The 21,813-nt window shown below is 35.5% G+C and carries 20 protein-coding genes, 1 riboswitch and 2 other annotated features; of the genes, 3 read left to right on the top strand and 17 right to left on the bottom strand.

What is annotated here, in order from left to right; translation table 11 throughout:
• Nucleotides 1-11 precede the first annotated feature (11 nt).
• From DOK81_RS10350 to mgtA, 6 genes are all read right to left on the bottom strand, one after another.
• Entirely contained in the window at nt 12-854 is an 843-nt protein-coding gene (locus DOK81_RS10350; protein WP_206910593.1) for a MetQ/NlpA family ABC transporter substrate-binding protein, read from the bottom strand.
• Nucleotides 855-869: 15 nt separating this feature from the next.
• A complete protein-coding gene (locus tag DOK81_RS10345) occupies nt 870-1,550 on the bottom strand; it encodes a methionine ABC transporter permease (protein WP_206910592.1) in 681 nt (226 codons plus the stop codon).
• Between the two features lies 1 nt (nt 1,551).
• Nucleotides 1,552-2,625, bottom strand: coding sequence for an ATP-binding cassette domain-containing protein (locus DOK81_RS10340; RefSeq protein WP_206910591.1), 1,074 nt, complete (start codon nt 2,623-2,625; stop codon nt 1,552-1,554).
• 63 nt (nt 2,626-2,688) lie between these two features.
• Nucleotides 2,689-2,926 (bottom strand) — a binding site (T-box leader).
• 35 nt (nt 2,927-2,961) lie between these two features.
• Nucleotides 2,962-3,200, bottom strand: a binding site (T-box leader).
• A gap of 70 nt (nt 3,201-3,270) precedes the next feature.
• A complete protein-coding gene (locus tag DOK81_RS10335) occupies nt 3,271-3,948 on the bottom strand; it encodes an HAD family phosphatase (protein WP_206910588.1) in 678 nt (225 codons plus the stop codon).
• A gap of 237 nt (nt 3,949-4,185) precedes the next feature.
• On the bottom strand, nt 4,186-5,487 hold the full coding sequence (locus DOK81_RS10330; protein WP_206910584.1) for a glycoside hydrolase family 73 protein: 1,302 nt from the start codon (nt 5,485-5,487) through the stop codon (nt 4,186-4,188).
• A 213-nt stretch (nt 5,488-5,700) separates the two neighbouring features.
• On the bottom strand, nt 5,701-8,349 hold the full coding sequence (gene mgtA, locus DOK81_RS10325) for a magnesium-translocating P-type ATPase (protein WP_206910582.1): 2,649 nt from the start codon (nt 8,347-8,349) through the stop codon (nt 5,701-5,703).
• A 373-nt stretch (nt 8,350-8,722) separates the two neighbouring features.
• A riboswitch (M-box (ykoK) riboswitch) is annotated at nt 8,723-8,899 on the bottom strand.
• A gap of 198 nt (nt 8,900-9,097) precedes the next feature.
• Here mgtA and ndk point away from each other — a divergent pair.
• A complete protein-coding gene (ndk, locus tag DOK81_RS10320; RefSeq protein WP_206910579.1) occupies nt 9,098-9,553 on the top strand; it encodes a nucleoside-diphosphate kinase in 456 nt (151 codons plus the stop codon).
• Between the two features lie 465 nt (nt 9,554-10,018).
• On the opposite strand, the gene DOK81_RS10315 is transcribed toward ndk, so the two are convergent.
• The 6 genes from DOK81_RS10315 to DOK81_RS10290 form a co-directional block, all read right to left on the bottom strand.
• Nucleotides 10,019-10,888: an Rgg/GadR/MutR family transcriptional regulator gene (locus tag DOK81_RS10315; protein WP_206910576.1), complete on the bottom strand. Its 870-nt coding sequence runs from the start codon at nt 10,886-10,888 to the stop codon at nt 10,019-10,021.
• A 192-nt stretch (nt 10,889-11,080) separates the two neighbouring features.
• Nucleotides 11,081-13,159, bottom strand: a complete 2,079-nt coding sequence (locus DOK81_RS10310) for an LTA synthase family protein (RefSeq protein WP_206910574.1) — start codon at nt 13,157-13,159, stop codon at nt 11,081-11,083.
• Nucleotides 13,160-13,255: 96 nt separating this feature from the next.
• A complete protein-coding gene (locus DOK81_RS10305; RefSeq protein ID WP_206910571.1) occupies nt 13,256-13,663 on the bottom strand; it encodes a GNAT family N-acetyltransferase in 408 nt (135 codons plus the stop codon).
• 62 nt (nt 13,664-13,725) lie between these two features.
• Nucleotides 13,726-14,313, bottom strand: coding sequence for a hypothetical protein (locus tag DOK81_RS10300; protein WP_206910566.1), 588 nt, complete (start codon nt 14,311-14,313; stop codon nt 13,726-13,728).
• A 264-nt stretch (nt 14,314-14,577) separates the two neighbouring features.
• On the bottom strand, nt 14,578-15,975 hold the full coding sequence (locus DOK81_RS10295) for a glycoside hydrolase family 1 protein (RefSeq protein ID WP_206910562.1): 1,398 nt from the start codon (nt 15,973-15,975) through the stop codon (nt 14,578-14,580).
• A complete protein-coding gene (locus DOK81_RS10290; protein WP_206910558.1) occupies nt 15,972-16,973 on the bottom strand; it encodes a LacI family DNA-binding transcriptional regulator in 1,002 nt (333 codons plus the stop codon). Before DOK81_RS10290 ends, DOK81_RS10295 begins: the two co-directional genes overlap by 4 nt.
• Nucleotides 16,974-17,173: 200 nt before the next feature.
• Between DOK81_RS10290 and DOK81_RS10285 the strand changes: the two genes are divergently transcribed.
• Both DOK81_RS10285 and DOK81_RS10280 read left to right on the top strand, forming a co-directional pair.
• Nucleotides 17,174-17,596, top strand: coding sequence for a hypothetical protein (locus tag DOK81_RS10285; protein ID WP_206910556.1), 423 nt, complete (start codon nt 17,174-17,176; stop codon nt 17,594-17,596).
• Between the two features lie 173 nt (nt 17,597-17,769).
• On the top strand, nt 17,770-17,949 hold the full coding sequence (locus DOK81_RS10280; RefSeq protein WP_206910712.1) for a hypothetical protein: 180 nt from the start codon (nt 17,770-17,772) through the stop codon (nt 17,947-17,949).
• A gap of 43 nt (nt 17,950-17,992) precedes the next feature.
• Here DOK81_RS10280 and DOK81_RS10275 read toward each other — a convergent pair whose 3' ends face one another.
• The 5 genes from DOK81_RS10275 to DOK81_RS10255 all read right to left on the bottom strand — a co-directional run bounded on the left by DOK81_RS10275 (nt 17,993) and on the right by DOK81_RS10255 (nt 21,801).
• Nucleotides 17,993-18,694 (bottom strand): deoxynucleoside kinase, encoded by a 702-nt coding sequence (locus DOK81_RS10275; protein ID WP_206910553.1) that lies wholly within the window; start codon nt 18,692-18,694, stop codon nt 17,993-17,995.
• A gap of 15 nt (nt 18,695-18,709) precedes the next feature.
• Nucleotides 18,710-19,150 (bottom strand): nucleoside 2-deoxyribosyltransferase, encoded by a 441-nt coding sequence (locus DOK81_RS10270; protein ID WP_206910551.1) that lies wholly within the window; start codon nt 19,148-19,150, stop codon nt 18,710-18,712.
• Nucleotides 19,150-19,725: a TIGR00730 family Rossman fold protein gene (locus DOK81_RS10265; protein WP_206910550.1), complete on the bottom strand. Its 576-nt coding sequence runs from the start codon at nt 19,723-19,725 to the stop codon at nt 19,150-19,152. The genes DOK81_RS10270 and DOK81_RS10265 overlap by 1 nt, the downstream gene beginning before the upstream one ends.
• A 460-nt stretch (nt 19,726-20,185) precedes the next feature.
• Nucleotides 20,186-20,692, bottom strand: a complete 507-nt coding sequence (locus tag DOK81_RS10260; protein WP_206910549.1) for a D-lyxose/D-mannose family sugar isomerase — start codon at nt 20,690-20,692, stop codon at nt 20,186-20,188.
• 11 nt (nt 20,693-20,703) lie between these two features.
• A complete protein-coding gene (locus DOK81_RS10255; protein WP_206910548.1) occupies nt 20,704-21,801 on the bottom strand; it encodes a PTS fructose transporter subunit IIC in 1,098 nt (365 codons plus the stop codon).
• Between the last annotated feature and the right edge of the window lie 12 nt (nt 21,802-21,813).

The raw sequence follows: 21,813 nt of genomic DNA, 5'->3' as shown, positions 1-21,813 counted from the left end.
TCTTGGCTGGTTTATTTACGCCCAAATGTTTTCCATGCAGGAACACTTGAGCCTTTTGATGTTTTTTCGATTACTTTAGCTGTATCTTCTGTTTGGTACGCATCGACAATTTTTTGATATGTTTTATTGTTTTCATCTTCTTTTCTTGCAACAATGATATTGACATAAGGACGGGCATTTTCATCAACAGGTTCTAAGAAAATAGCATCACTCGTTGGATTAAATCCTGCATCGACTGCGACACCACTATTGATGACAGAAATATCTACATCAGATAATGCACGTGCCGTTTGTGAAGCATCTAATTCAGAAATCACTAGATTTTTTTTGTTTTCAGTAATATCAGAAACAGTCGGTGCTGGTCCTTTTGAGTCATCTACTTTGATTAAGCCAGCCGTTTGTAATAACAATAATGCACGGCCACCGTTGGTCACATCATTGGGAATAGCAACCTTTGCGCCATCTTTCAATTCTGTTATTTTTTTGAGTGAATTTGAGTAAATACCTAATGGTGCATTGACTGTATTTCCAATGGAAACTAAATCTGTTCCATGCTCTTCATTGTAGTTATCCAAAAAGAATTGATGTTGAAAAGCATTCAGATCGACTGAACCATCTGCTAATGCTGCATTTGGTTGGTTATAGTCAGTAAATTTAACATATTCCAAATTGATATTTTCTTTTTTCAAACGATCTTTCACGTCATCCCGAACATCGGTGTCTTCGCCAATCACACCTAGTTTAACTGTTGTTTCCTTTGATTTATCAGTGGTTTCAGCTGACCCTTTACTACATCCTGCTAACCAAACTACAGCAATAAGTGCAACTGCTACTAAACGAATAATTTTTTTCATCTCTTTTTCCCCCAATTAATGACTAATTTTTTTAATAATTTGATTACTAATAAATTGACTTAAAAATACCAAAAGCAAAATCAATAAGGTCGCAACAATCGTGACATCTGTTTGGAATCGATTATACCCTCGAGAAATGGCTAAATTACCTAGCCCTCCGGCACCAACCGCACCTGCCATCGTGGTCAATCCAATAACATTGATAATCGTCAAAGCAGATACTCTGACAATCCCTGGTAATCCTTCTAATAAATAAACACGCACGATGATTCCAAATGGGCTCGTCCCCATTGACTCTGCGGCCTCGATTACTCCAGGATCAACCTCTAACAAAGCATTTTCAATTTGTCTAGCAAAAAATGGTACAACACCAACGATTAGTGGAACCAACGCTGCTTTAGCACCGATTGTCGTCCCAACCAAAAAGCGCGTAGTAAGTGCTAAAAGCGACAATAAAATAATAAACGGAATCGAACGAATAACATTGATTGTTTTATCTAAAATTTCATAGAATAATCGATGCGCTAATAATCCATTCGGTCGAGTCACAACTAGGATCACACCTAGCGTGATACCAATAATTCCAGAAATTAATGCTGTCCAAAATGACATATACAATGTCTGCTTTGTTGCTTCAATAAATTCATCAGGAATCGCAGAAGCATTTGGTAAATATGTTTCTAGGAATTTGGTCATGCTATCTTCCTCCCTCAATCACTTTTATTTGTTCACTGCGTTCATTTTTCTTTAATACATGAACTGTCACACCTTGTTCAAATAAATAGTCTAAAGCTTTTTGACGTTGATTTAATTCACCGGCTAGAGTCACGATCAAACTTCCTAACGGGACATCTTGAAGCAGTTCAACATTTCCATAAAGAATATTGGTCGTTACTTGATACTTACTGTAAAGTTGTGCAATTAATGGCTCATTAGTTTGCTCTCCCACATAAGACAATTCCACTAGCCATTTGTCATTTATTTGCTCAGCAAAATCAGGATATGCAGTAATTGTTTCCAATGCCTGATCGATATGTGTGGCTGTTCGAATAAAATCTTTTGTTAACGCTTGTTTCGGACGACTAAATATCTGGATGCTACTTCCTTGTTCAATGATTTTCCCCTCTTCCATCACTGCTACTTTGTTACAAACTTCTTTGACTACTTGCATTTCGTGAGTAATCAAGACAATGGTCAAACCCAATTTTTGGTTTAGTTGTTTCAATAAAGCTAAAATTTGAAGCGTCGTCTTTGGATCCAAAGCACTAGTTGCCTCATCACATAATAAAATTTCAGGATCATTGGCTAGTGCTCTGGCAATTGCCACACGTTGTTTTTGACCTCCTGATAATTGATTTGGATACGCGTTGACTTTGTCTGAAAGTCCTACCAAATCTAATAATTCGGTCACTTTTTGTTGACGTTCCTGTTTGGATTTTCCTGTGTATTTCAACGAAAAATCAACGTTATCAAAAATTGTCCGACTATTCATCAAATTAAAATGTTGAAAAATCATCCCGATTTTTCTTCTTTTTTCACGTAATTTTTTGGGTGAGAGCTTGGTTAGCTCCACATCGTTCATCCAAACTTCGCCATTACTTGGTGATTGAAGTAAATTAATTACCCGAACCAACGTACTTTTCCCAGCCCCAGAATAGCCAACAATACCAAAAACATCCCCCTCATCAATCGTTAGATTAACGGAATCTACTGCATGGATCTCCTGCCCCTTTTGTTGAAAAGTGACAGAGATATTTCGTAAATCAATCATTCTTTCTCCTCCCTTATCGATACTAAAAAAAAGCATCCTCAAGCAAACGACTAGTGTCGCTTACTTGAGGACGCTTTTTGCGTGTTACCACCTCATGTTCGAACTGCATTCACACACAGTTCCTCTTCAAGTACAAACATACTCTAGCGTGCTATCGGACGCAGCCGTCACCGCCTTACAACTTGCTCGGGGTGAATCGCTCAATGGCCATTTTCCAAAAGTTTAATCTTGCTTCTTCTCAGCATGCTGAAGCTCTCTGTTAAAGATTTTACAAATGTACTTACCATTTCATCGCGAAAAATATATAAAAAAAGTCCTTTTACTAGCAAATGCTAGTAAAAGGACGACGTATCGTGTTACCACCTTTATTCGGAAGTTTCCTTCCCTCAGCCCAACGTCTCATCTGTAATGAGAGATTGGTGTTCGTTTTAACGGTCGAACGAATCCGAATTTGCCTACTTGTCGACAAATTTTTCTCCAAGGCCATTTTCAACTTTTCTTATACTGAACTCTTTTCACCAGCCAGAGTCTCTCTACGCAGTCTTCAAGTTTACTTTCCTTTTCATCGAAAAAAATATTTGGTTGTTGACGACTAATTTACAGGATGAATAAATGAAAGTCAAGCATAAAATTCATTCTTTTTTTCTAAGAGTTTTCTGCTGTTTTTTTTTCCACAAAATCAATAACAACTTTCAAATCTGTTCCTTGCTCGATAATTCGTAAGTTTTCTTTGTCTTTTTCCGAATAATTCCGCTCAAAACTTGAATCAGGTATCAGAAACACCCCCATGCCCGCACGCGATGCTGAAGTGGCACCCACTAATGAATCTTCAACTGCAAAAGCTTCATCTGCTGCTAATGCAGTTCGTTCCAATGCGGTTAAATAAGGTACTGGTGAAGGCTTATTTTCTGATACTTCATCTCCAAAAGTAAAAGTATCAAAATAATCCATTAGTTCAAATTGATTTAAAATAGCTGTCGCTCTTTTAGTAACAGTTGTCGTTGCTAAACCAAGTTTAAAATTCTGTTCTTTTAAATAACTCAATGCTTCTTTGGCATATGGTTTAAGCTGGATTTCTCCAGTCGTTAGTTTTTCATAAAAAAATTCTTCTCGTTTTGCTCGTACTTCTTGCACTTTTTCTGGGCTACCAGCTAATTGAACTAAAATATCAAAACTTTGTTTCCAGTTTTTTCCACCCCAAGCATTAACGATTTCTCGTGGAACCTCTATCCCAAATTGTGCAAAGCCCCAAACCCAACCATCACGATAAGCTCTTTCACTATCAACTAATAATCCATCTAAATCAAATATTGCGCCTTTCATTTCCCCACGTTTCCTTTCAAAAAACAATAACCTTAGTTTAGCATGATTTATTGATAAAATCATCGAACGCTTGTAAGTTTCACGAAAATTATTCTATTTTTTTCATTTCAAATCAAAAAAAGACAGAGCACTTACGCACTCTATCTCTAAGCAATGATTTCTTATTACTTTTTATTTGTCCAAGACGTGCAAAGCCATTTCTTTGTTCATGAAATTCTCTGCCTGATTACCTAATTATTAATTACCGTAAAATCCAATTCCTTCATAGCGCCAACCTAATTTCACTAAGTAATCTCTTTCTTTCGTGCTCATGGTGTAATGATGCGTTCCTGTTTTTTCATTTGGATTGAACAAACGCAAGATAGCCTTTGAACCACCAGAATAAAAACTTAGCCCTTCATAGCGCCAGCCTAGTTTCTTCAAGAAATTGATTTCTGATTGAGCAGCCGTGTAGTGATGATCGCCACTGTATGGATTGTACATACGATAAACTTTTGTGCCGCTATTTGGTGCCAACCAAGCTACACCTTCATATTTCCAGCCATATTTTGGCAAATTATTTTTTTCACCTTCGTTTAATGAATACAAGTGTTCACCGGTATTTGGGTTATATAAACGATACATTGGTGAGGTAGTAACTTGTGCTTGGTTTTCATCATATTGCGTTAAATTGTATGTTTCAATCACGTTGTTCAAAGTGGACGCATAATTTGGTGCTGTCGCATAACGTCCTGTTAACCAAGCAGTCGCATCTTTGTAAGATTTTGTATTGCTTTTCCACGCACCAGAATAATAATAAGTTCCTGCTTGGAAAGAAGTTGTTTTTAAAATATGAACATTATCTTCTAATGATTGTTTGTAGGATGGATATTTTCTAAATGCAGCATTTACTGTAATCCACTGACCGTTCACAAATTCCGCTGTTGGAAAGGTAACAGATTGCCCATTATAGCTACCTTTGATTCCAAATAAATTATAATTTGGTGCCGAAGCTAATTGACTCTTTCCCCAACCACTTTCCACAATCGCTTGAGCAATCATAACAGAAGCATACAAATCATTTTGGCTTGCTAGCGTTCTTGCAGAAGGTGCTATGCTATCAATGAATTGCTGTTGTGTAGTTGATGATGAACGTGCAAAGCGTGAAGCAACAGAAACTTCAAATTGCGAAAGATCTGTTTGGGTGGTGTGAACAAGTACCTCTCCATCATCCAACTGATTCTCCACCGTTTCCGTAGCTTCTGGTGTTTCAGTAGATGGTTCTTCTGATTCGGGTGTTGTTTCCTCCACTGTGGAATCAACTACTTCACTTGATTCCACAGTAGTTGATTCAGTGGTACCTGTGATAGGACTTGTTTGAGTTGTGGCTGTGCTGTTTTGTGTCTCAGTTGTAGCAATCGCATCCTCATATGTGTTAATTGTTGATTGAACGACTGTTTCATTGCTCACTCCAGTTTCATCTGCAAAACTCACAGGAGTAGCAGTTGAAACGATTCCGCCTAGTACTATTACACTAAGTAAAAAATTTGTTTTTTTCATTTTTTCTCCTTTTTCCCGCGTATTTTTATTTGATGTATGTATCAACTAACTTTTATTTTAACAAAAAAATATACTCGTCTTAAGGGAATTTTAAAAATGATACATTCCAGTAACGTTTTGTAACTTGATTGAAATTAAAAAAACACAAGCAGTTGTAGAAATTTTTCTTGAGAAAAACTGTTCCACATGCTTGTGCTTTTCTTAATTTTTGAATTACAACAATTCGCCAAATTTATGGATATAATATTTCTTAACTACCGTAACCAGTGTTAAGTAAGCTAAGACAGTTACGATTAACCAAATCCAATAACTACCTGGTAATGGCATCAAACCTAATTCTGCGCCAAAACTTGTGAATGGCAAAACAGAACCCACGACAATTCCTAACGTAGTGATTGCTGTCATAGCAAAAGTTGCGTTGCTTTGGATAAACGGTAATTTTGGTGTACGTAACGCATGTAATACTAAAGTTTGTGACCAAAGTGACTCCACAAACCAACCTGCATGGAACAAGGCGATGAATACTACTTGTTGTGCGCCATTCAATGTATGGAAATCTCCTCCAACAACTGCTGGACAAATAACAAAATACATCAATAAATACGTTGTGATATCAAAGACAGAACTTGTTGGACCAAAATACACCATGAACTTGCCAATACTTGAAGCTTCCCATTTTTTAGGTTTTACTAAATATTCAGGATCCATTTTATCCCATGGTAATGAAATACAAGAAACATCATAGATTAAATTCAAGAATAAAATTTGTAAAGGTAACATTGGTAAGAATGGCAAAAAGGTGCTAGCAATCAAAACAGAAAACATATTTCCAAAATTTGAGCTAGCCGTCGCTTTGATATACTTCATAATATTACCAAATGTTTCGCGACCAGCTAAAAGTCCACGTTCTAAAATCATCAAGTCTTTTTCTAATAAGATGACATCTGCTGATTCTTTTGCAATATCAACAGCTGTATCAACTGAAATACCAATATCTGCTACTTTCATCGCAGGGGCGTCATTAATGCCATCTCCCAAGAACCCAACTGTGTGTCCATTATTTCTAAGCGCTGTAGTTAAGCGTGCTTTTTGTTGTGGGTTTAGTTTTACAAAAACATCATTTTCATCAACGACTTGTGAAAGTTGGTGATCATCCATAGAAGCAATTTTTTCACCGGTAATTAGCTCATCGATTTCTAAACCAACTTGGCGACAAACAGAGCGTGTTACTAGTTCGTTATCTCCAGTTAACACTTTAACAGCTACTCCGTGATCCTTCAATGCTTGTAGTGCTTGTTTCGTTGTTTCTTTTGGTGGGTCAAGGAATGCTAAGTAACCAATCAACACCATATCTGATTCATCTTTAACCGAGAATTCTCCAACTACACTTGGATTTGTTTTTTGTGCCACACCAATTACGCGTAATCCATCTTCATTAAGAGCTGTTACCTTTTCCAAAACTTCCTGTTTTCTTTCCTTCGTTAAAGGTGTAACGTCTCCTTCTAAATCGATAAATTTAGAAATACTCAACATTTCTTCAATCGCGCCTTTGGTAATCATCTGTGTCTTGCCTGTTATATCTTCTACAACAACACTCATTCGACGACGTTCAAAATCGAATGGGATTTCATCTATTTTTCTGTAACGAGTATTGGTTGTATCAAGTGTTTCTTCAGCTTCATCAATAATTGCGACATCAAGCAAATTTTTCAAACCCGTTTGATAATAACTATTTAAATATGCATGACGCAACACTCGGTCGTCTTCAGCACCTTCACAATTCATGTGATATTCTAAGATAATTTTATCTTGAGTTAATGTTCCTGTTTTATCTGTACATAAAATATCGATCGCGCCAAAGTTTTGAATTGCACTCAAATTTTTGATAACTGTTCCTTTTTTTGCCATCACGCTAGCGCCCTTAACCAAATTGGTTGTCACGATCATTGGCAACATCTCTGGTGTTAAACCAACTGCAACAGATAGTCCAAATAAGAACGCTTCTAGCCAATCTCCTTTAGTCAATCCATTGATGACAATCACAGTTGGGGCCATCAATGCCATAAACTTAATCAATAGCATTGATGTTTTGTGGATACCCAATTCAAAATTTGATTTGATTGGTTTTTCAGATAACGTTTGTGCTACATGACCAAACAACGTTTGGTTTCCCACGGCTACGATAATTCCTGTGGCACTTCCACTAATTACATTACTTCCCATAAACGCTAGATTTTCATAACTTGTTTCATTTTTACTCCCGTCCGTTGCAACTAACGCATTTTTTTCGACAGGATAACTTTCGCCTGTCAAAGCTGCTTGAGAAATAAATAAATCTTTTGCAGAGAGTAATCGCATGTCTGCAGGAATCATATCACCCGCAGATAATCGTACCAAGTCACCACAAACGATTTCTTCCATTGGAATCTCTTGGTATTTACCTTGTCGCTTGACAGCGGCTGTCACTTTTACTAATGATTTTAATTTCTCAGCTGCTTGATTTGAACGAACTGACTGAATCAAGGTCATTGTCCCACTCACAATTACCATACTAAAAATAATAATTACGCCGAATAAATCCTTCTCACCTGGAGCTGGTAATAAATATTCTGTAATAAACGAAATAATCCCTAAAGCAATTAGTACTAAAGTAAATGGTGTAATATAAGCTTTCAATACTTCAATTAAAAAAGGTGTTTTCTTTCCATATGAAATCGTATTATCTCCGTAGAGTGCTTTTGATTGTTCAATTTGTTCTGTACCCATTCCTTTTTCGCTGCTATGGAATAAGTCGAATAATGCACGTTCGCTTTTTTGTGCAAAACTTGCATATAATTTTTGCGTATCTTTCTTTTTTTCCATTGTCAATCTCTCCCTTGTATCAGAAAAACAGACATTTACTGTACTGTTTTTCCTATTTTTCGGGTCAAGAGAGAAGTATTTTTACATAAGTGAGCTGAAAACAGATAGATAATAGTTTCAGCAAACTGTTACTTTTCTCTTGTCCCTTTGGTTTCGGTAAACTGTCATCCATTTGTTCTCATCTCCCTTACGCTTTCATAAATCTGTTCTTTTTCTTTACAAAAATCTGCTCGTACTTGCCACATCAATGTCCCAACAAAAATCAGCTCCCTTAATTTTTGGATTACTAACATTTAAGCTGTTAGGTTGACAACAAAAAACCTTTCGCCAAAAACTCAGCGAAAGGTTGAAATAAGCACAGCAAAAAGAAGCTATTTCGATCTCATCGTTGAGTTTTGACACTATACAACGTAAAAAGCAAATACCTTTGCCTTTAGCTACCTTATGAAAAGCCTTAGATCGACAATTCCTGTTCTACCCATTGGCGTCTCTCGACATTTTTGGGCAGTAGCCTGTGTTTGTATAGGAGCCTCACCTAACAAATCTTATTTAGTTTTCCAGTGGTTACTGTAACAACGATTGACAGAAATGTCAAATCTATTTTCAAATTTTTTGCTTTTTCACAAATGAAGCACATTTATTTTCATGGATCATTTAACAATAAACTATGTTTTTTTGAATTTCATTTGTCATAAAAGCTTTTCATTACTATAATGAAACTATAGTAATGGATAAAAGGAGTGATCTTATGGAACACACGCTTGTGATTATCAAGCCAGATGGTGTCCGCCGACATCTAATTGGTCGTATTATTCAACGATTCGAAGAAAAAGGGTTAACAATCGTTGACATGAAACTAGCAACAATGACTCCTGAGCTTGCAAAAGAACACTATCAACACTTAGCTGGTCGTAGTTTTTTCCAAGAATTGATTGACTACATGATCTCTGGTCCTGTCGTTTATCTTGTACTAGAGGGTGATGACGTTATTGATATTGTCCGAAAAATGGTAGGCGCTACGAAGGCTGTAGATGCAATGCCCGGCACGATTCGTGGAGATTTTGCACTTCCTGGAACAGCAAACATCATTCATGCTTCAGACTCTCGTGATGCTTCAAAAAATGAGATTGCTCGATTTTTCCCATCAACACCTTATCAATACGAACAGAAGGATTTGCTAGAAAGTAGCAGTTCTCCATCTTAAAACACACTACCAAAAGCTAGGATATTCCACTCCTAGCTTTTTTTTGTCCCAACTAGTTCCCGAACATCGCAATTCAACAACCCACTTCTTTCAAAGAAAATCTGTCAAAATAATCTATTAAGTAACTTTTTTGAATCATTGCCATCCTTTTCTGGTTATCCAAATATTCTTTCTACTGATCATTTACCTTACTTCAAAAGATAGCTCTTAGAGCCTCAACCTTATCTACGGTATTCCCAAAGCAACTTCTTTAGCAATAGATCCTCTTTTCATAAAAACATGAAAAACTATTTTTAGAAAAACATCCTTATTACTTTAAGCTAGGCGCTTTGCGCCACACCCTTTATCCACTGTGCTTCAAAAAAGCCCTTACAAACTCATTTAAATTATTCAAAAATCTGGGAAGTAATTTCTGGAATTATATTATTATTTGTTGAACGAGACATTTCTTACACGGCCTTTTTCTCAGGGTAAAAGTACGCGAAACTGTTCTTCCAACTGCTTACGCTGCTGTTTGCCCAAACTATATTCCAAAACAGAAAACAGTTGGTCGCACTCGTCCTCATCAATTAACTCGCCCAATCCAACAAGGATCATCTGTTTTTGATAATTCATCATTAATGTTTCATAAATAATTAAATTTTTTGCTTTTGCCGCAAGACTCCTTGATAAATCATCATTGACATTCCGCGCTTTTTTAAATCGTTTTTTCTTAATATAATGATTAGTTAAGTTTAATAAAAATAAATCCATATACTGATCAGGATTATTTGTTAAAGAAAAATTCCGCAATTTTTTTTTGATTTTCACGTAGTTATTTTCGATGAAGGACTCACTAAATAAAAAAGGTAGCTCAGCTAGAATTGTCATCTCAAACTGACTGTATTCTTGTATTCGCATAAAATAGTCTTCAATTTTTTTACATTCGTAACGTAAAAATTCAAATTGTAATTCTTTTTGCAATTGGCTATCAGTTTTTAAAAACATGTGAATATTCAACACTAAGTAATACAAATCTCCCGTTTGCTTGAATCGTTTTCGATTGTTTCCCACTTCCTTATATGGATCGAAATTTTCTTCTTGCACCTTGCTTAATAAACGTCTCGTTCTTCTACTTTTCTTTGGCTCTTCAAATCGATGGCGCAAAACTTCGTACTCTGCTAAAGACACATTTAGGCGAGCTAAGATTGCTTGTAAAGTCGTAAATGCAATTTTCCTTACTGTTCCTTTTTCCAGTCCTACTAATGATGTTTTCGAACAAATCCCCTCTGCCAATTCGGCTTGAGTTAATTTTTTACTGATTCGTAGGCTTCTGATCAATCTCCCGTCATGCATTGCTGTGTTCCTCCTTAAATTAATGTACTGTCGGTAAAAAATGGCTACCAAATTTATCAATTTTTCTGATACGTGTAATAAAAAAAGTACTGGGTTCACTATTTACATACGTAAAAAAGGAGAAAAATATTAAAACATAAAAAAAACTTCTGAAAAACAAAAATTTGTTTTTCAGAAGTTCAAATTGGCCATTTAATTCACAGTAGAGTCTGTAATTTTAGGATATAGATTTTTAGTCGTTTTATTTCCATTTTTGGAATAGACACTAGTTGATTCTTTTCCTTTTCGCTGTTCAATTGTTTCATTTTTTTCTGCTTCTTTTTGATAATCGATTTTTTGTGGATCCACCGTCGTAAATCCATTTGGTACATAAAAACGTAATAAGTTTTCTTGATTCAATTTATCCGATAAACTTAACGCTTTTTTCACTTTCTCTTGATCTTTCGTGATTTCTTTTTGAATGCCCAGAGCCTCAGTATCTAGAATCTCTCCTGATTTATTATCATATGTTTTATTCCCCAAAACAGTGTAATTTGGAGTAACAAAATTACCATTTCTAAACGCAACGACCTGATCATGTTTAGCAGACAATAAATCTGTCCCAAAATGAACGTAATTTTTATCGTCTACACCAACTAAATGAAGTAATGTTGGTAAAACATCAATCTCTCCACCATATGTGTGACTAACTTTTCCGTTTGTATACCCTGGAATATGAATCATCAGTGGAACACGTTGCATTTGAGCATCATCAAATTCATTCCAAGTATTCGCATCTTTGCCCAGTGCTGCCGCTAGATCTTTGTTATCAGAATTTGAAATTCCAAAATGATCACCATAAATAACAAACATTGAATTTTGATAAATACCCGAAGCTTTCAAATAAGTGAAAAATTGTTCCAATGATTGATCAAGATAATGAGCTGTGCGTACGTAATTATCTACTGTACTGTTACCAGTATTTAATCCTGGAAAATCAAAGTTCTTATCATCAGTATAATACGGCGTGTGGTTTGTTACAGATAAGAATTTTGTATAAAATGGCTGTTGTAAATGTTCAAGATAGCCGACCGACTCGCTGAATAGATTTTTATCTAAAATACCATAGCCCAAAGTTTCATCTGTATCTTCGAAGTAAGAACGGTCAAAGAAATTGTCATAACCTAAATTTTTGTACACATGATCTCGATTCCAAAAACTAGCAACATTTCCGTGGAACACAGCGCTTGTGTAGCCTTGGCTTTGCTTTAGAATAGCTGGCGCTGCTTGAAAAACATTATCAGAACCTAGTTCAGTAAACAATGATCCTTGAGGCAGACCAAATGTACCAGTTTCTAGCATATTTTCCGCATCACTTGTTTTTCCTTGTCCCACTTCATGGAAGAAATTATCAAAACTAATGGTTGCTTGATTATCAAAAATACTATTAAGAAAGGGTGTCACTTCTTCTCCATCAACCTTCATGTTGATCAAAAATTGTTGAAAGCTTTCCAAATGGAGCACAATAATATTTTTTCCTTTTGCTATTCCAAACATACTTGTATCAGGTTCCGCATAATGGTCTTTCGTGTAATCTAAGACCTCAGTGATTCCGTTACTACTTGCATGCGCACGAACACTGCTTGTCATTCCGGTTTTGATTCCATCGTAAATCGTGTACGCGTCAATACCTAAATACTTAACAATGTAAGAGCGATCGAAGGTTCTCTGTAATAATTGCGGACGATTCGCTTCACTCAATGCTAAGTTTCCAGAAAAAATAAACGCAGCAAGACAGCTTATTGCAATTGCCATTGGTTTCCTCACTGGCTGGCTTTTAACGGGGACATTTTTGACAATTATCCAAATTAGCAAGCCAAGAAAGATCAGAATGTCCAACCAATACAAAATGTCGTGAGGTTTCATTAAAGAAAAGGAACTTCCTGACAGTCCTTGTGATACTTTTGAAAAACCTAGAACTGATTTAACTGTGATGAAGTCAGTAAATTCTCGATAAAAAATAATATTGCAATATAATAAAGTTGTATTCAATACATCTACAAAAAATAGCAAAAATAGTGCTGTTTTCGCTTTTTTCACATACAAAGATAGCCCAAATAATAACAACGTTGTTGCAACTGGATTAATCCATAGAATAAATGTTTGGACAATTCCTTCAACACCTAAAGAAAAATCAACATAATAGGCTAAAAGAGTTTTTAACCAAAAAAATACACCTGCTAAAATAACAATAAACAAACGATTTTGACACCACTTTTTGATTGGAGTCACGACCATCACTTCTCTCTATTCACTTTTTTCGTACATTTTGAACTTCAAAAATGAGAATAAGCTAAAAGATGATTTTTTTTAATAAATTTTTATAGTTTAAGATAGATTGATAAAAGCGACTGTATCGCCTTTATCTGCCGAAGTAAACCCACATTTTTCATAAAAATGACGTATAGCTGGCGCCTCTTCTGTCAACAAGACTATTTGGCGAACTGTTTGATATTCTAATAATATTTGCTGCATCAATTCAAAACCGATTCCTTGGTTTTGAACTTCTTTTTTGACTAGAAGGTCTTGGATATAAATAATCGTTAACCCATCGCCAATGACTCGAATCAAACCAACTAGTTCGTTCTTTTTCCACGCAGTAATAACAGATAAGGAATGTTGAACTGCTTGCTGCAATTGCTCAATATCTTTCGTATAAGCTGTCCAGCCAACGTCTTCATATAACTCAAATAATTGTTGTTGTGTTAACTCTTTAGTTTTCAGATACGAAATCATTTTATCCCTCTTTTCTAAAAAAAAGTTGCGACAGCTGTCACAACTTTTTTCGCTATTTTTGATTACTGACTTGTTCCAGAAAGATGATTACTTGTAGCTGCGCTTTCAGATGAATTTGTTGATACTAGTGTATTTGTTGAGTCAGTTGTCTTTGTTTTTTGATGACTTGAATCACTGGTTTTCGTTGGCGTGTTTGTTTTTTTCCATTCTGCTAAACGACTGGCTACTACTGTTTTATCTACCTTGTCAGAATATTCTTCTATCACTTTTCCATTTTTTAATCGGGCTAGTTGATCTCCCGAATTTGATAATAGTAACACTGTGAGTCGCTCATCTTTAAACTGATATTGTCTCAAAGAGATTGCACTTAAAACATCATCGATATTTGTAAACTGGTTTTCTTCTTTTCCTTTTGGTAAATAAATCATTAACTCGCCTTGATCATAGTCGGCTTCAAATTTATAGTCTTCCCACCAATACGTTGAGAATTCTTTTCTAAATTTATCTACTGATTCTTTACTTGCAACGATTTTTTCCGTTTTTGTATGAACGATTTCTGTTGTCATTCGTCCAGAAATTGTTACAGATAAAGTAAGTAAAAGGAAAAAACCAATTAACCAAAAGAGAAGAACGGGACGTTTCTTTCTCATACCTTCTTCCACTCCTATTTGAATTTACCTGTTCTATTATATACAAAAAATGAAACCTAAAGGTAAAAAAGCTGTAAAAAAACAAAAAATAACAAGTTATTTTTTTAATAAGCAAACTATCATTAACAAGGCAACGTGCCTGTAAAATTTCATTGTAATCAATAACACTTTCCCTAATAAAAAAACTGTGTTTAAATCTTTATGTGATTTAAACACAGTTTTTATTTTATTTTTGACAATGCAAACAAATTTTATTCATATCTCTTACGCATCAAATCCATTTTGGTCAGAAACTTGTTTGAACCAATGACCTGATTTTTTAATCGTACGCTCGCCATCCTTAGCTAAATCAACGGAAATAAACCCGTAACGATTTTTGTAAGCATTCGTCCAAGACCAGTTATCCATACATGTCCACATATGATATCCTAAACAATTGGCTCCTTCTTGAATTGCTTGGTGCACATACTTCAAGTGATCGGTTACAAATTCAATTCGATAGTCATCATGGATCATACCGTCTTCTTGAATGAATCTTGCTTCATCTTCAACACCCATGCCATTTTCAGAAATGAAGCAGTCAATGTTTCCGTAATTGTCACGAACGTTGATCAAGATATCATAGATTCCTTTTTCATAGATTTCCCATCCACGATAAGGATTCATCTTTCTACCAGGCATTTCATAGTTATCAAAGAAATCTTCTGGCATCGGAGAGAGAGCTTCATCAATTGGTGTTTCTTTTGCTTTGATTCGACGTGGTTGATAATAATTGATTCCTAAAATATCAACTGTATTTTCTTTGATAATTTCTTTGTCACCTTCTTTGACTTCAGGTAACAAATCTAATTGTTTTAATACGTCAATCAGTTCTTGTGGAAACTCACCTTTAACAGCTGGATCAAGGAATGATCGATTAAAGAATGCATCGGCTAATTTTGCTGCCTTGACATCTTCCTGATTATTCTCATCACGTGGATAACTAGGTGTCAGATTCAAAATAATCCCGATTTTTCCAGGTAAAGCTAACGAATGATATGCTTTGATTGCAAGCGCAGACGATAAAGCTTCGTGATAACCAACTTGCACCGCATGTTTCATGTTTGCTTCTTCAGGGTAGTGCCAACGATACAAGTAGCCGGCTTCAACAGGAACGATTGGTTCGTTGTGAGTAAACCATTTCTTGATTTTTTGTCCAAATAACTCAAAACAAATCGTTGCATATCGTTCATAAGCCTCAACAGTTTCACGATTTAACCAGCCACCTTTTTCTTGAAGGTACATCGGCATATCAAAGTGATACAGATTTACAAACGGTTCGATACCATTTGCAATTAACTCGTCAAAGTAACTATTATAAAAATCAACCGCTTTTTGGTTTATTTCGCCAGATTCATCTGGTAACAAGCGACTCCATTGAATCGATGTTCGGAAAGAATTGTGTCCTGTCTGCTTCATTAATTGAACATCTTCTTTGTACTTGGTATAAACTTGTGATGTTGTACCTGGTCCTACTTCATCAAAAAATTTTTCTGGCTCTTGTGCATACCAATAATCAAAAATATTATCACCTTTACCATCGTTTGCTACGCGTCCTTCTGTTTGTGGTCCACTTGCAGCTGAACCCCACCAGAAGTTTTCAGGAAATTGATAGTTTGTCATTTGCTCGTCCTCTTTTTTTTATTATTTTTGGTCATTCCATAAATTTTATTTTCTAAAAGAATCGTTTTACCACTTGTACGCGGGTATTCCATTCTTTCAATCAAACGCTTCCCACATAATTCGCCAATCATTGCAGCGGGCTGTTGGATGATCATTCGTTCTGGTAATACTGTTTGCAGTTCATCTAGGTAGTCGTAGTGTGCAAAACAAATTTCTTGGTCAATTTGTTGATCACTTTTGTTAAAATATTCAAGTGCTCCAATAGACATATTATAGTTACAAACAAATAAGGCTGTTATGTTTTTTGCTAGCAATTCTTTTGCACCATCAAAACCACTCAATCGTGAATAATCGCCAGTGTATACGTTAATAGTTATTTCTTTTGCGCTATATTTTTTGGCTTCCAAAGCTCCAGCTAATCGCTCTCTGGCTACATATTCTGTTTGTGGTGCTGCGATAATACCAATTGACTGATGTCCCATCACAATCATTTGTTCAATTGTTTCGCGTACACTTTTGCGATCATTGACCAAAATCGAATCCACATTTTCCAACTGATTAGGTGTATTTAATGAAATGATTGGAATCGTCAGCTCTGCTAGTTTTTCCATTCCCGGCCAAGTTTCGTCTACTTCAAAAAGAATCAGTCCATCAATAGCATGTGAAAGTAGATAGTCGATTTTTTGTGAAACTAATTGTGCTTCACCATTGAAACAACTTAAAAATAAACTGTAGCCATTGGCTTCCATCAATGCTTCAATACTTGCTACGATATCCGCACTTAGCCGACTTGATAAATTATTCATTAACAATCCGACTGAAAAACTTCGATTGTTTTTTAACCCCTTAGCAATAATATTCTCTTTGTAATTCAATTGATCGATTGCTGCAGCAATCTTTTCCATATTGGCTACTTTTAGTGTCTGACCATTCAGGTAACGTGAGACGCTACCTGTAGAAACGCCTGCTAATTTGGCTACTTCACGAATTGAACTCAACCTGTTCACCTCTTTTTTTAGTGAAGTATATTCATTTGTTTGCCGATTTTTGAACCGGTTCAAAAACAATATAACAAACACTTTTCTAAGTTGCAACTATTTTCTAAGCGTTTTCTTTAAAAACATTTTTGCAATCCTTAGTTTCCTGTTTTTCATTCAAATGGTATAATTTCTTTATCCTATTAGACGGAGGCAGTATTTTGAAGAAACTATTGGCTATATTTACTCTAGGACTGGTACTTTTTACCTTAACTGGCTGTAATATGCTGGGTGGATCAAACCAATCAACGAACGAAACCACCGAATCTTCTACGCTTAAAGCAGAAAAAACTGATATTTCAAATAGTGTTTATTCTTTGAAAGTGCGTAAAAACATGAATTTAGTTAGTGGGAAAATCACGTTTACCGAGGATAAGATGGAATGGTTACGCACCTACAATGAAGACAGTACAACTTCTTCTGAGTCCAGCGAAAACATTATATTAACATCCATTAAGATTGACACAAAAGGGGACACTTACACAATTACTGGGATGGCAGACAAAAAAGAAGTTTCCATTGTCTTTACTAAAATTGGTAACTATCAGATAAAAGATGAAGATGGAAACGTTTATAGTATTTGAACAATAATGTTCCAGCATATGATTTGCAATGACAATCCATAATTCGTCATTGCTTTTTTTATAAAAAAATAAAAAGCTATAACACGTTAAATTATCTTAATTTTTCTCCTTATTTTCTTTTTTTCTGTTATATTGGGAAAGTTAGATTGGTTACTAAGGAGAAAAAAATGAATATATTTGATAGTCATGACTATTGTACATGCACCAGTAATAAAAATATCCATACAGAATTTAGCGATCAAGGAAGTTTAAGCATTTGTGATAACTGCCATAAACTGATTCAAGACTCGTTCAAATCTTTTGATGCGTATGTTACAGATAACATTCAAAAAGTGAGCAATAAGCCACAATAATTGATTAAGAGACATCGTGAGAAAATCACGATGTCTCTTTTATTTATCCTAATTCTTGTCCTTTTGCTAAATGATTATCTGTGTAATAACTTCCAGCAGGCGCTCCCTCTAAATCAATCAATTTTTGTTTGATTTGTTCAATGACTTCTTTCGCATGCTCTGGTTTTTCAACAAAATCAAATTGATCCCCATCAATTTGGATCTTAGGACACACATCGAAGTTTTCGTACCATTGGTTATAACGTTCATTCAATTGTTGATAATAATCGTATAATGTTTCATCACTTTCTAATTGTTCATAATCACGACCACGTTTTTTGATTCGACTTAACATCGTGTCCAAAGAAACTTTGATATGAACCATTAGATCAGGACGCTTTTTAGGTGCTACGTCATCTAACTCATTCAACATCGTATCCAATAAGTTATCATACTGCTGTACTTCGATATCCGTCACACGACCAAGATCTGCATTTAGATGAAACAATAAACTATCTTCATAAATTGAACGATCAAGAACATTATCATCATTGATCAACGCGTTTTTCATCGCCAAAAATCGTTTATTCAAAAAGAATATTTGCAATAAAAATGCGTACTGCTCTGGATTGGAATAAAAAAGTGGTAACACCTCGTTATCTTCTACACTTTCATAAAATGGTTTTGAGCGGATTTCAGTTGCAAGCATATCTGTTAAACTACTTTTTCCTGCACCAATCGTTCCTGAAATTAAAATCACTGACATACAACCCTTCCTTTTCTATAAATACTCACCAATATATGCTTGTTTCGGCATTTTTTCAAAATCATATTGCTGAATTTCTTCGACAGTTTTTAAATAAGCATGAAGGCTTTCTGTAACCATCAAATTCACTGATACTGTTTCTTCTTGAAAAATAATTATTGGTTTGTTTAACATTGTCGCAACGCCTAGCTCATAAGCAGTACCAGGATCAATCGTTTGATATTCAAAATCCAAAATAGCCACTACGATTTGAGCATCGGTTACTTCCGTCATATCTCGTTGATACACTTCCTGTGCCCATCCTGCACTAAACATTTCATAATTGCTTTCTTGATGATGTCGTGGCGAATAAAAGGTTGAAATGGTTGTATTGTTTTCTAGTGCTTGTTCGATTCGTTGAATACGTTCAACTTGATCCTCTGAAAAAAATGGTCCTGCTAAATAAATCTGGCTCATTAATAAATCTCCTTCACTAAAGGACGTTTCTCATGATGCGTCCCTCTTAATAAATCAACTAACTTTAATGGGTTATTTGAAAAAACGACTTGATCCAGCCATTTTTCTTCCATAAATCCTTCTTTGGCAAAATTCTTCAATAGCTGCTCTAATCCTGCATAATACCCACCAATATCCAAAATTCCGATTGGTTTTTCTGGCACTAATCCGATAGCGATCCAAGAAAGCAGTTGAGAAAATTCTTCTAGTGTGCCTAATCCTCCTGGAAACACTAAAACAGCGTCACCCTCACTAAACAATAACTCTTTTCGTTCATCAATTGTTTCTGTTGAGATGAACGTTGTTACTTCTTCGGCTGGCGTTTCTGCTTTGAATAAACCAGTTGGATAGATTCCAGTAACTTTTCCATCATTTTCCAGCACAGTTTGGCTAATGATTCCCATAATTCCCGCATTTGAACCACCATAAACCAGCTCTATTTCTTCTTGTGCCATATATTTTCCTAACGTTTGGGCAATAAATTTGTAACTTTCTTTTTCGCCAAAACGGGAACCGCAAAAAACAGTCAGTTTCAAAAAAACACTTCCTCGCTTTAAAATCTATCTTCATTCTACTCTTGTTTTTTTAAAATAAAAGACTAGATTTTGTGCATTTTTAGTGGTATATAGTAAAAAACACACTATATATAGTGCTTCGTTTATAAAACTTTTATTTTATCTTTTTCATGAAAAAGATAAAAAAATAACATATTTACAGATAATTGAAATGACTTTCTTTCCCATTCGCTTATTTATTATCTTGTGTGAAAGAATAACACATTTTTTTAAAACACAGGTTGTTTCGTCTCTTCCACTTGATTAACCTATGTTCAAATTTTTCTCTAAAAATTTTTTTATTTGTTATGTTTCACCAAATAAATATGTTTCGCAAAACGCAAAAAAAGAGGCCAGAAAAATTCTAGACCTCTTCCATCTTTTTTTGACAAAAGAAACTAACTATCTTTTCATTCTTCAAGTATTTTGGTTTTCCCTTTTACTACCGTTGAATCAGCGGATTAGTGAAAATATCACTCGCATCATCGCTACTAGAAGAAAATTCCGTTACTACAGCCCCGGTCTCACCTGCTTGAAACCAATGTTTGATATTGGGCTCAATCGTATACTGATCACCAGGGTATAAAACAATTTCTTTTCTTACTGTATAAGTTGCTTGACTGTTTTCAGGCAATTTGCATGATAGAACTTCTGGTCCGTCTCCTTCGACATATAAATAAACGATTCCTTTCCGACACCGAAAAGTTTCTCTTTTACCAAGATCATTTTTTCTCGGCGGATGTCGATGCTCTGGACACGTTTGATAAGGTAACAAAGCTAATTCTTTCCCACAATACCGCTCATTATTTTCATATACAAATAAGTTTAGTCCTTCAATTTCGATAGCACCTAAGCCAAAGTCAACAAATTCAATTGTTTCTAGCTCTTTATTTGTAAAAACCATTCCGGAATCCAAAAAAAGTTGCTTTACTTTTGTTTGATAGTCCATCATTATTCTCCTCAATTGATTGTCAGATCATCCCAAGAAATTTCTTCTTCTGCTTTTTCGACTACTATAACTTCTGCATTTGGATCCACACGTTTCTTCAAAACCAAAATCGTCACAGCCGTAGCAAACGAACCTATCACTAATGCACCTATGAACGCCCAAGGTCTAGTCATCGTAGCGACAGCGAACATCCCAGAAGCAGGAATATGGCTATCAGCTCCCCATAACATACTTAATCCGCCACCGATTCCACCACCAACACCAGTAGCAATAACATTTCGGACTAAATCATTCAACACAATAGGGAAACAACCTTCTGTAATTTGACAAATGCCCATCGGAAAAGCGGTTTTTAACGTTTCGATTTCTTGACGGTTAAAAATTTCTTTTTGAATGATCTTTCCAAGGAAAAATGCCATCGTCAAACCAAAAGGAGTTACCATTGATGCTAAAATCAGAACGGTTACTGGTTCATAGATTCCTTCTGAGAATAAAGCAAAAACAAAAGCAAAGACGACCTTATTGATTGCTCCGCCATAATCAATGGCAGAAAGCACGCCAATTACTGCACCATATAAGAAAAGTGAAGAAGTATCTAAGCCAGTCAAATAGTTCGTAATCAAATTCGTAAACCAATTGATCGGCGTGCCAATCCCATAGTACATCACTAAACCCGCAATCAATGAACTAAGAAATGGTAAAACAAGCGTTGGCATCAGCCCTTCCATCCATTTAGGTACTTTGATCCCCGCCGTCAAAAGTACTACGATGATTCCCGAGACATATCCACCAAGCATTCCTCCTAGAAAACCAGCGCCAATTCCTTTTGCAACCATCCCAATAATCAAACCAGGGGCGATTCCCGGTTTGTCAGCAATAGAATAAGAAATTGCGCAAGCAACAATCATTGGCAGCAAACCTAACCCATAATTCCCCATTGAGGTCAAGGTATCTGCAAATTCAAAGCCCTCGGAAAAATTTTCAATGGAAACACCATCTAACATATTCCCAATTGCCAATAAAAAACCTGAAGCAACAACGATTGGTAAAAAGAATGAAATTGCAGTCATCAAATGTTTTTTGATGCCTAAAGTCTTGATTTTATCCATTTTGTCCTCCTG

This window comes from Enterococcus sp. DIV0660C (assembly GCF_017316125.1).
Classification (GTDB): Bacteria; Bacillota; Bacilli; order Lactobacillales; family Enterococcaceae; genus Enterococcus_B.
Note: the sequence above shows the minus strand (reverse complement) of the source record. Positions and strands in the feature narration are given on the sequence as shown.

What these genes read in the sequence shown, in the direction of transcription:
- DOK81_RS10350 (WP_206910593.1), bottom strand. Translation starts at nt 854, where the DNA reads ATGAAAAAAATTATTCGTTTAGTAGCAGTTGCACTTATTGCTGTAGTT.
- DOK81_RS10345 (WP_206910592.1), bottom strand. Translation starts at nt 1,550, where the DNA reads ATGACCAAATTCCTAGAAACATATTTACCAAATGCTTCTGCGATTCCT.
- DOK81_RS10340 (WP_206910591.1), bottom strand. Translation starts at nt 2,625, where the DNA reads ATGATTGATTTACGAAATATCTCTGTCACTTTTCAACAAAAGGGGCAG.
- DOK81_RS10335 (WP_206910588.1), bottom strand. Translation starts at nt 3,948, where the DNA reads ATGAAAGGCGCAATATTTGATTTAGATGGATTATTAGTTGATAGTGAA.
- DOK81_RS10330 (WP_206910584.1), bottom strand. Translation starts at nt 5,487, where the DNA reads ATGAAAAAAACAAATTTTTTACTTAGTGTAATAGTACTAGGCGGAATC.
- mgtA (WP_206910582.1), bottom strand. Translation starts at nt 8,349, where the DNA reads ATGGAAAAAAAGAAAGATACGCAAAAATTATATGCAAGTTTTGCACAA.
- ndk (WP_206910579.1), top strand. Translation starts at nt 9,098, where the DNA reads ATGGAACACACGCTTGTGATTATCAAGCCAGATGGTGTCCGCCGACAT.
- DOK81_RS10315 (WP_206910576.1), bottom strand. Translation starts at nt 10,888, where the DNA reads ATGCATGACGGGAGATTGATCAGAAGCCTACGAATCAGTAAAAAATTA.
- DOK81_RS10305 (WP_206910571.1), bottom strand. Translation starts at nt 13,663, where the DNA reads ATGATTTCGTATCTGAAAACTAAAGAGTTAACACAACAACAATTATTT.
- DOK81_RS10300 (WP_206910566.1), bottom strand. Translation starts at nt 14,313, where the DNA reads ATGAGAAAGAAACGTCCCGTTCTTCTCTTTTGGTTAATTGGTTTTTTC.
- DOK81_RS10295 (WP_206910562.1), bottom strand. Translation starts at nt 15,975, where the DNA reads ATGACAAACTATCAATTTCCTGAAAACTTCTGGTGGGGTTCAGCTGCA.
- DOK81_RS10275 (WP_206910553.1), bottom strand. Translation starts at nt 18,694, where the DNA reads ATGTCAGTGATTTTAATTTCAGGAACGATTGGTGCAGGAAAAAGTAGT.
- DOK81_RS10270 (WP_206910551.1), bottom strand. Translation starts at nt 19,150, where the DNA reads ATGAGCCAGATTTATTTAGCAGGACCATTTTTTTCAGAGGATCAAGTT.
- DOK81_RS10260 (WP_206910549.1), bottom strand. Translation starts at nt 20,692, where the DNA reads ATGGACTATCAAACAAAAGTAAAGCAACTTTTTTTGGATTCCGGAATG.
- DOK81_RS10255 (WP_206910548.1), bottom strand. Translation starts at nt 21,801, where the DNA reads ATGGATAAAATCAAGACTTTAGGCATCAAAAAACATTTGATGACTGCA.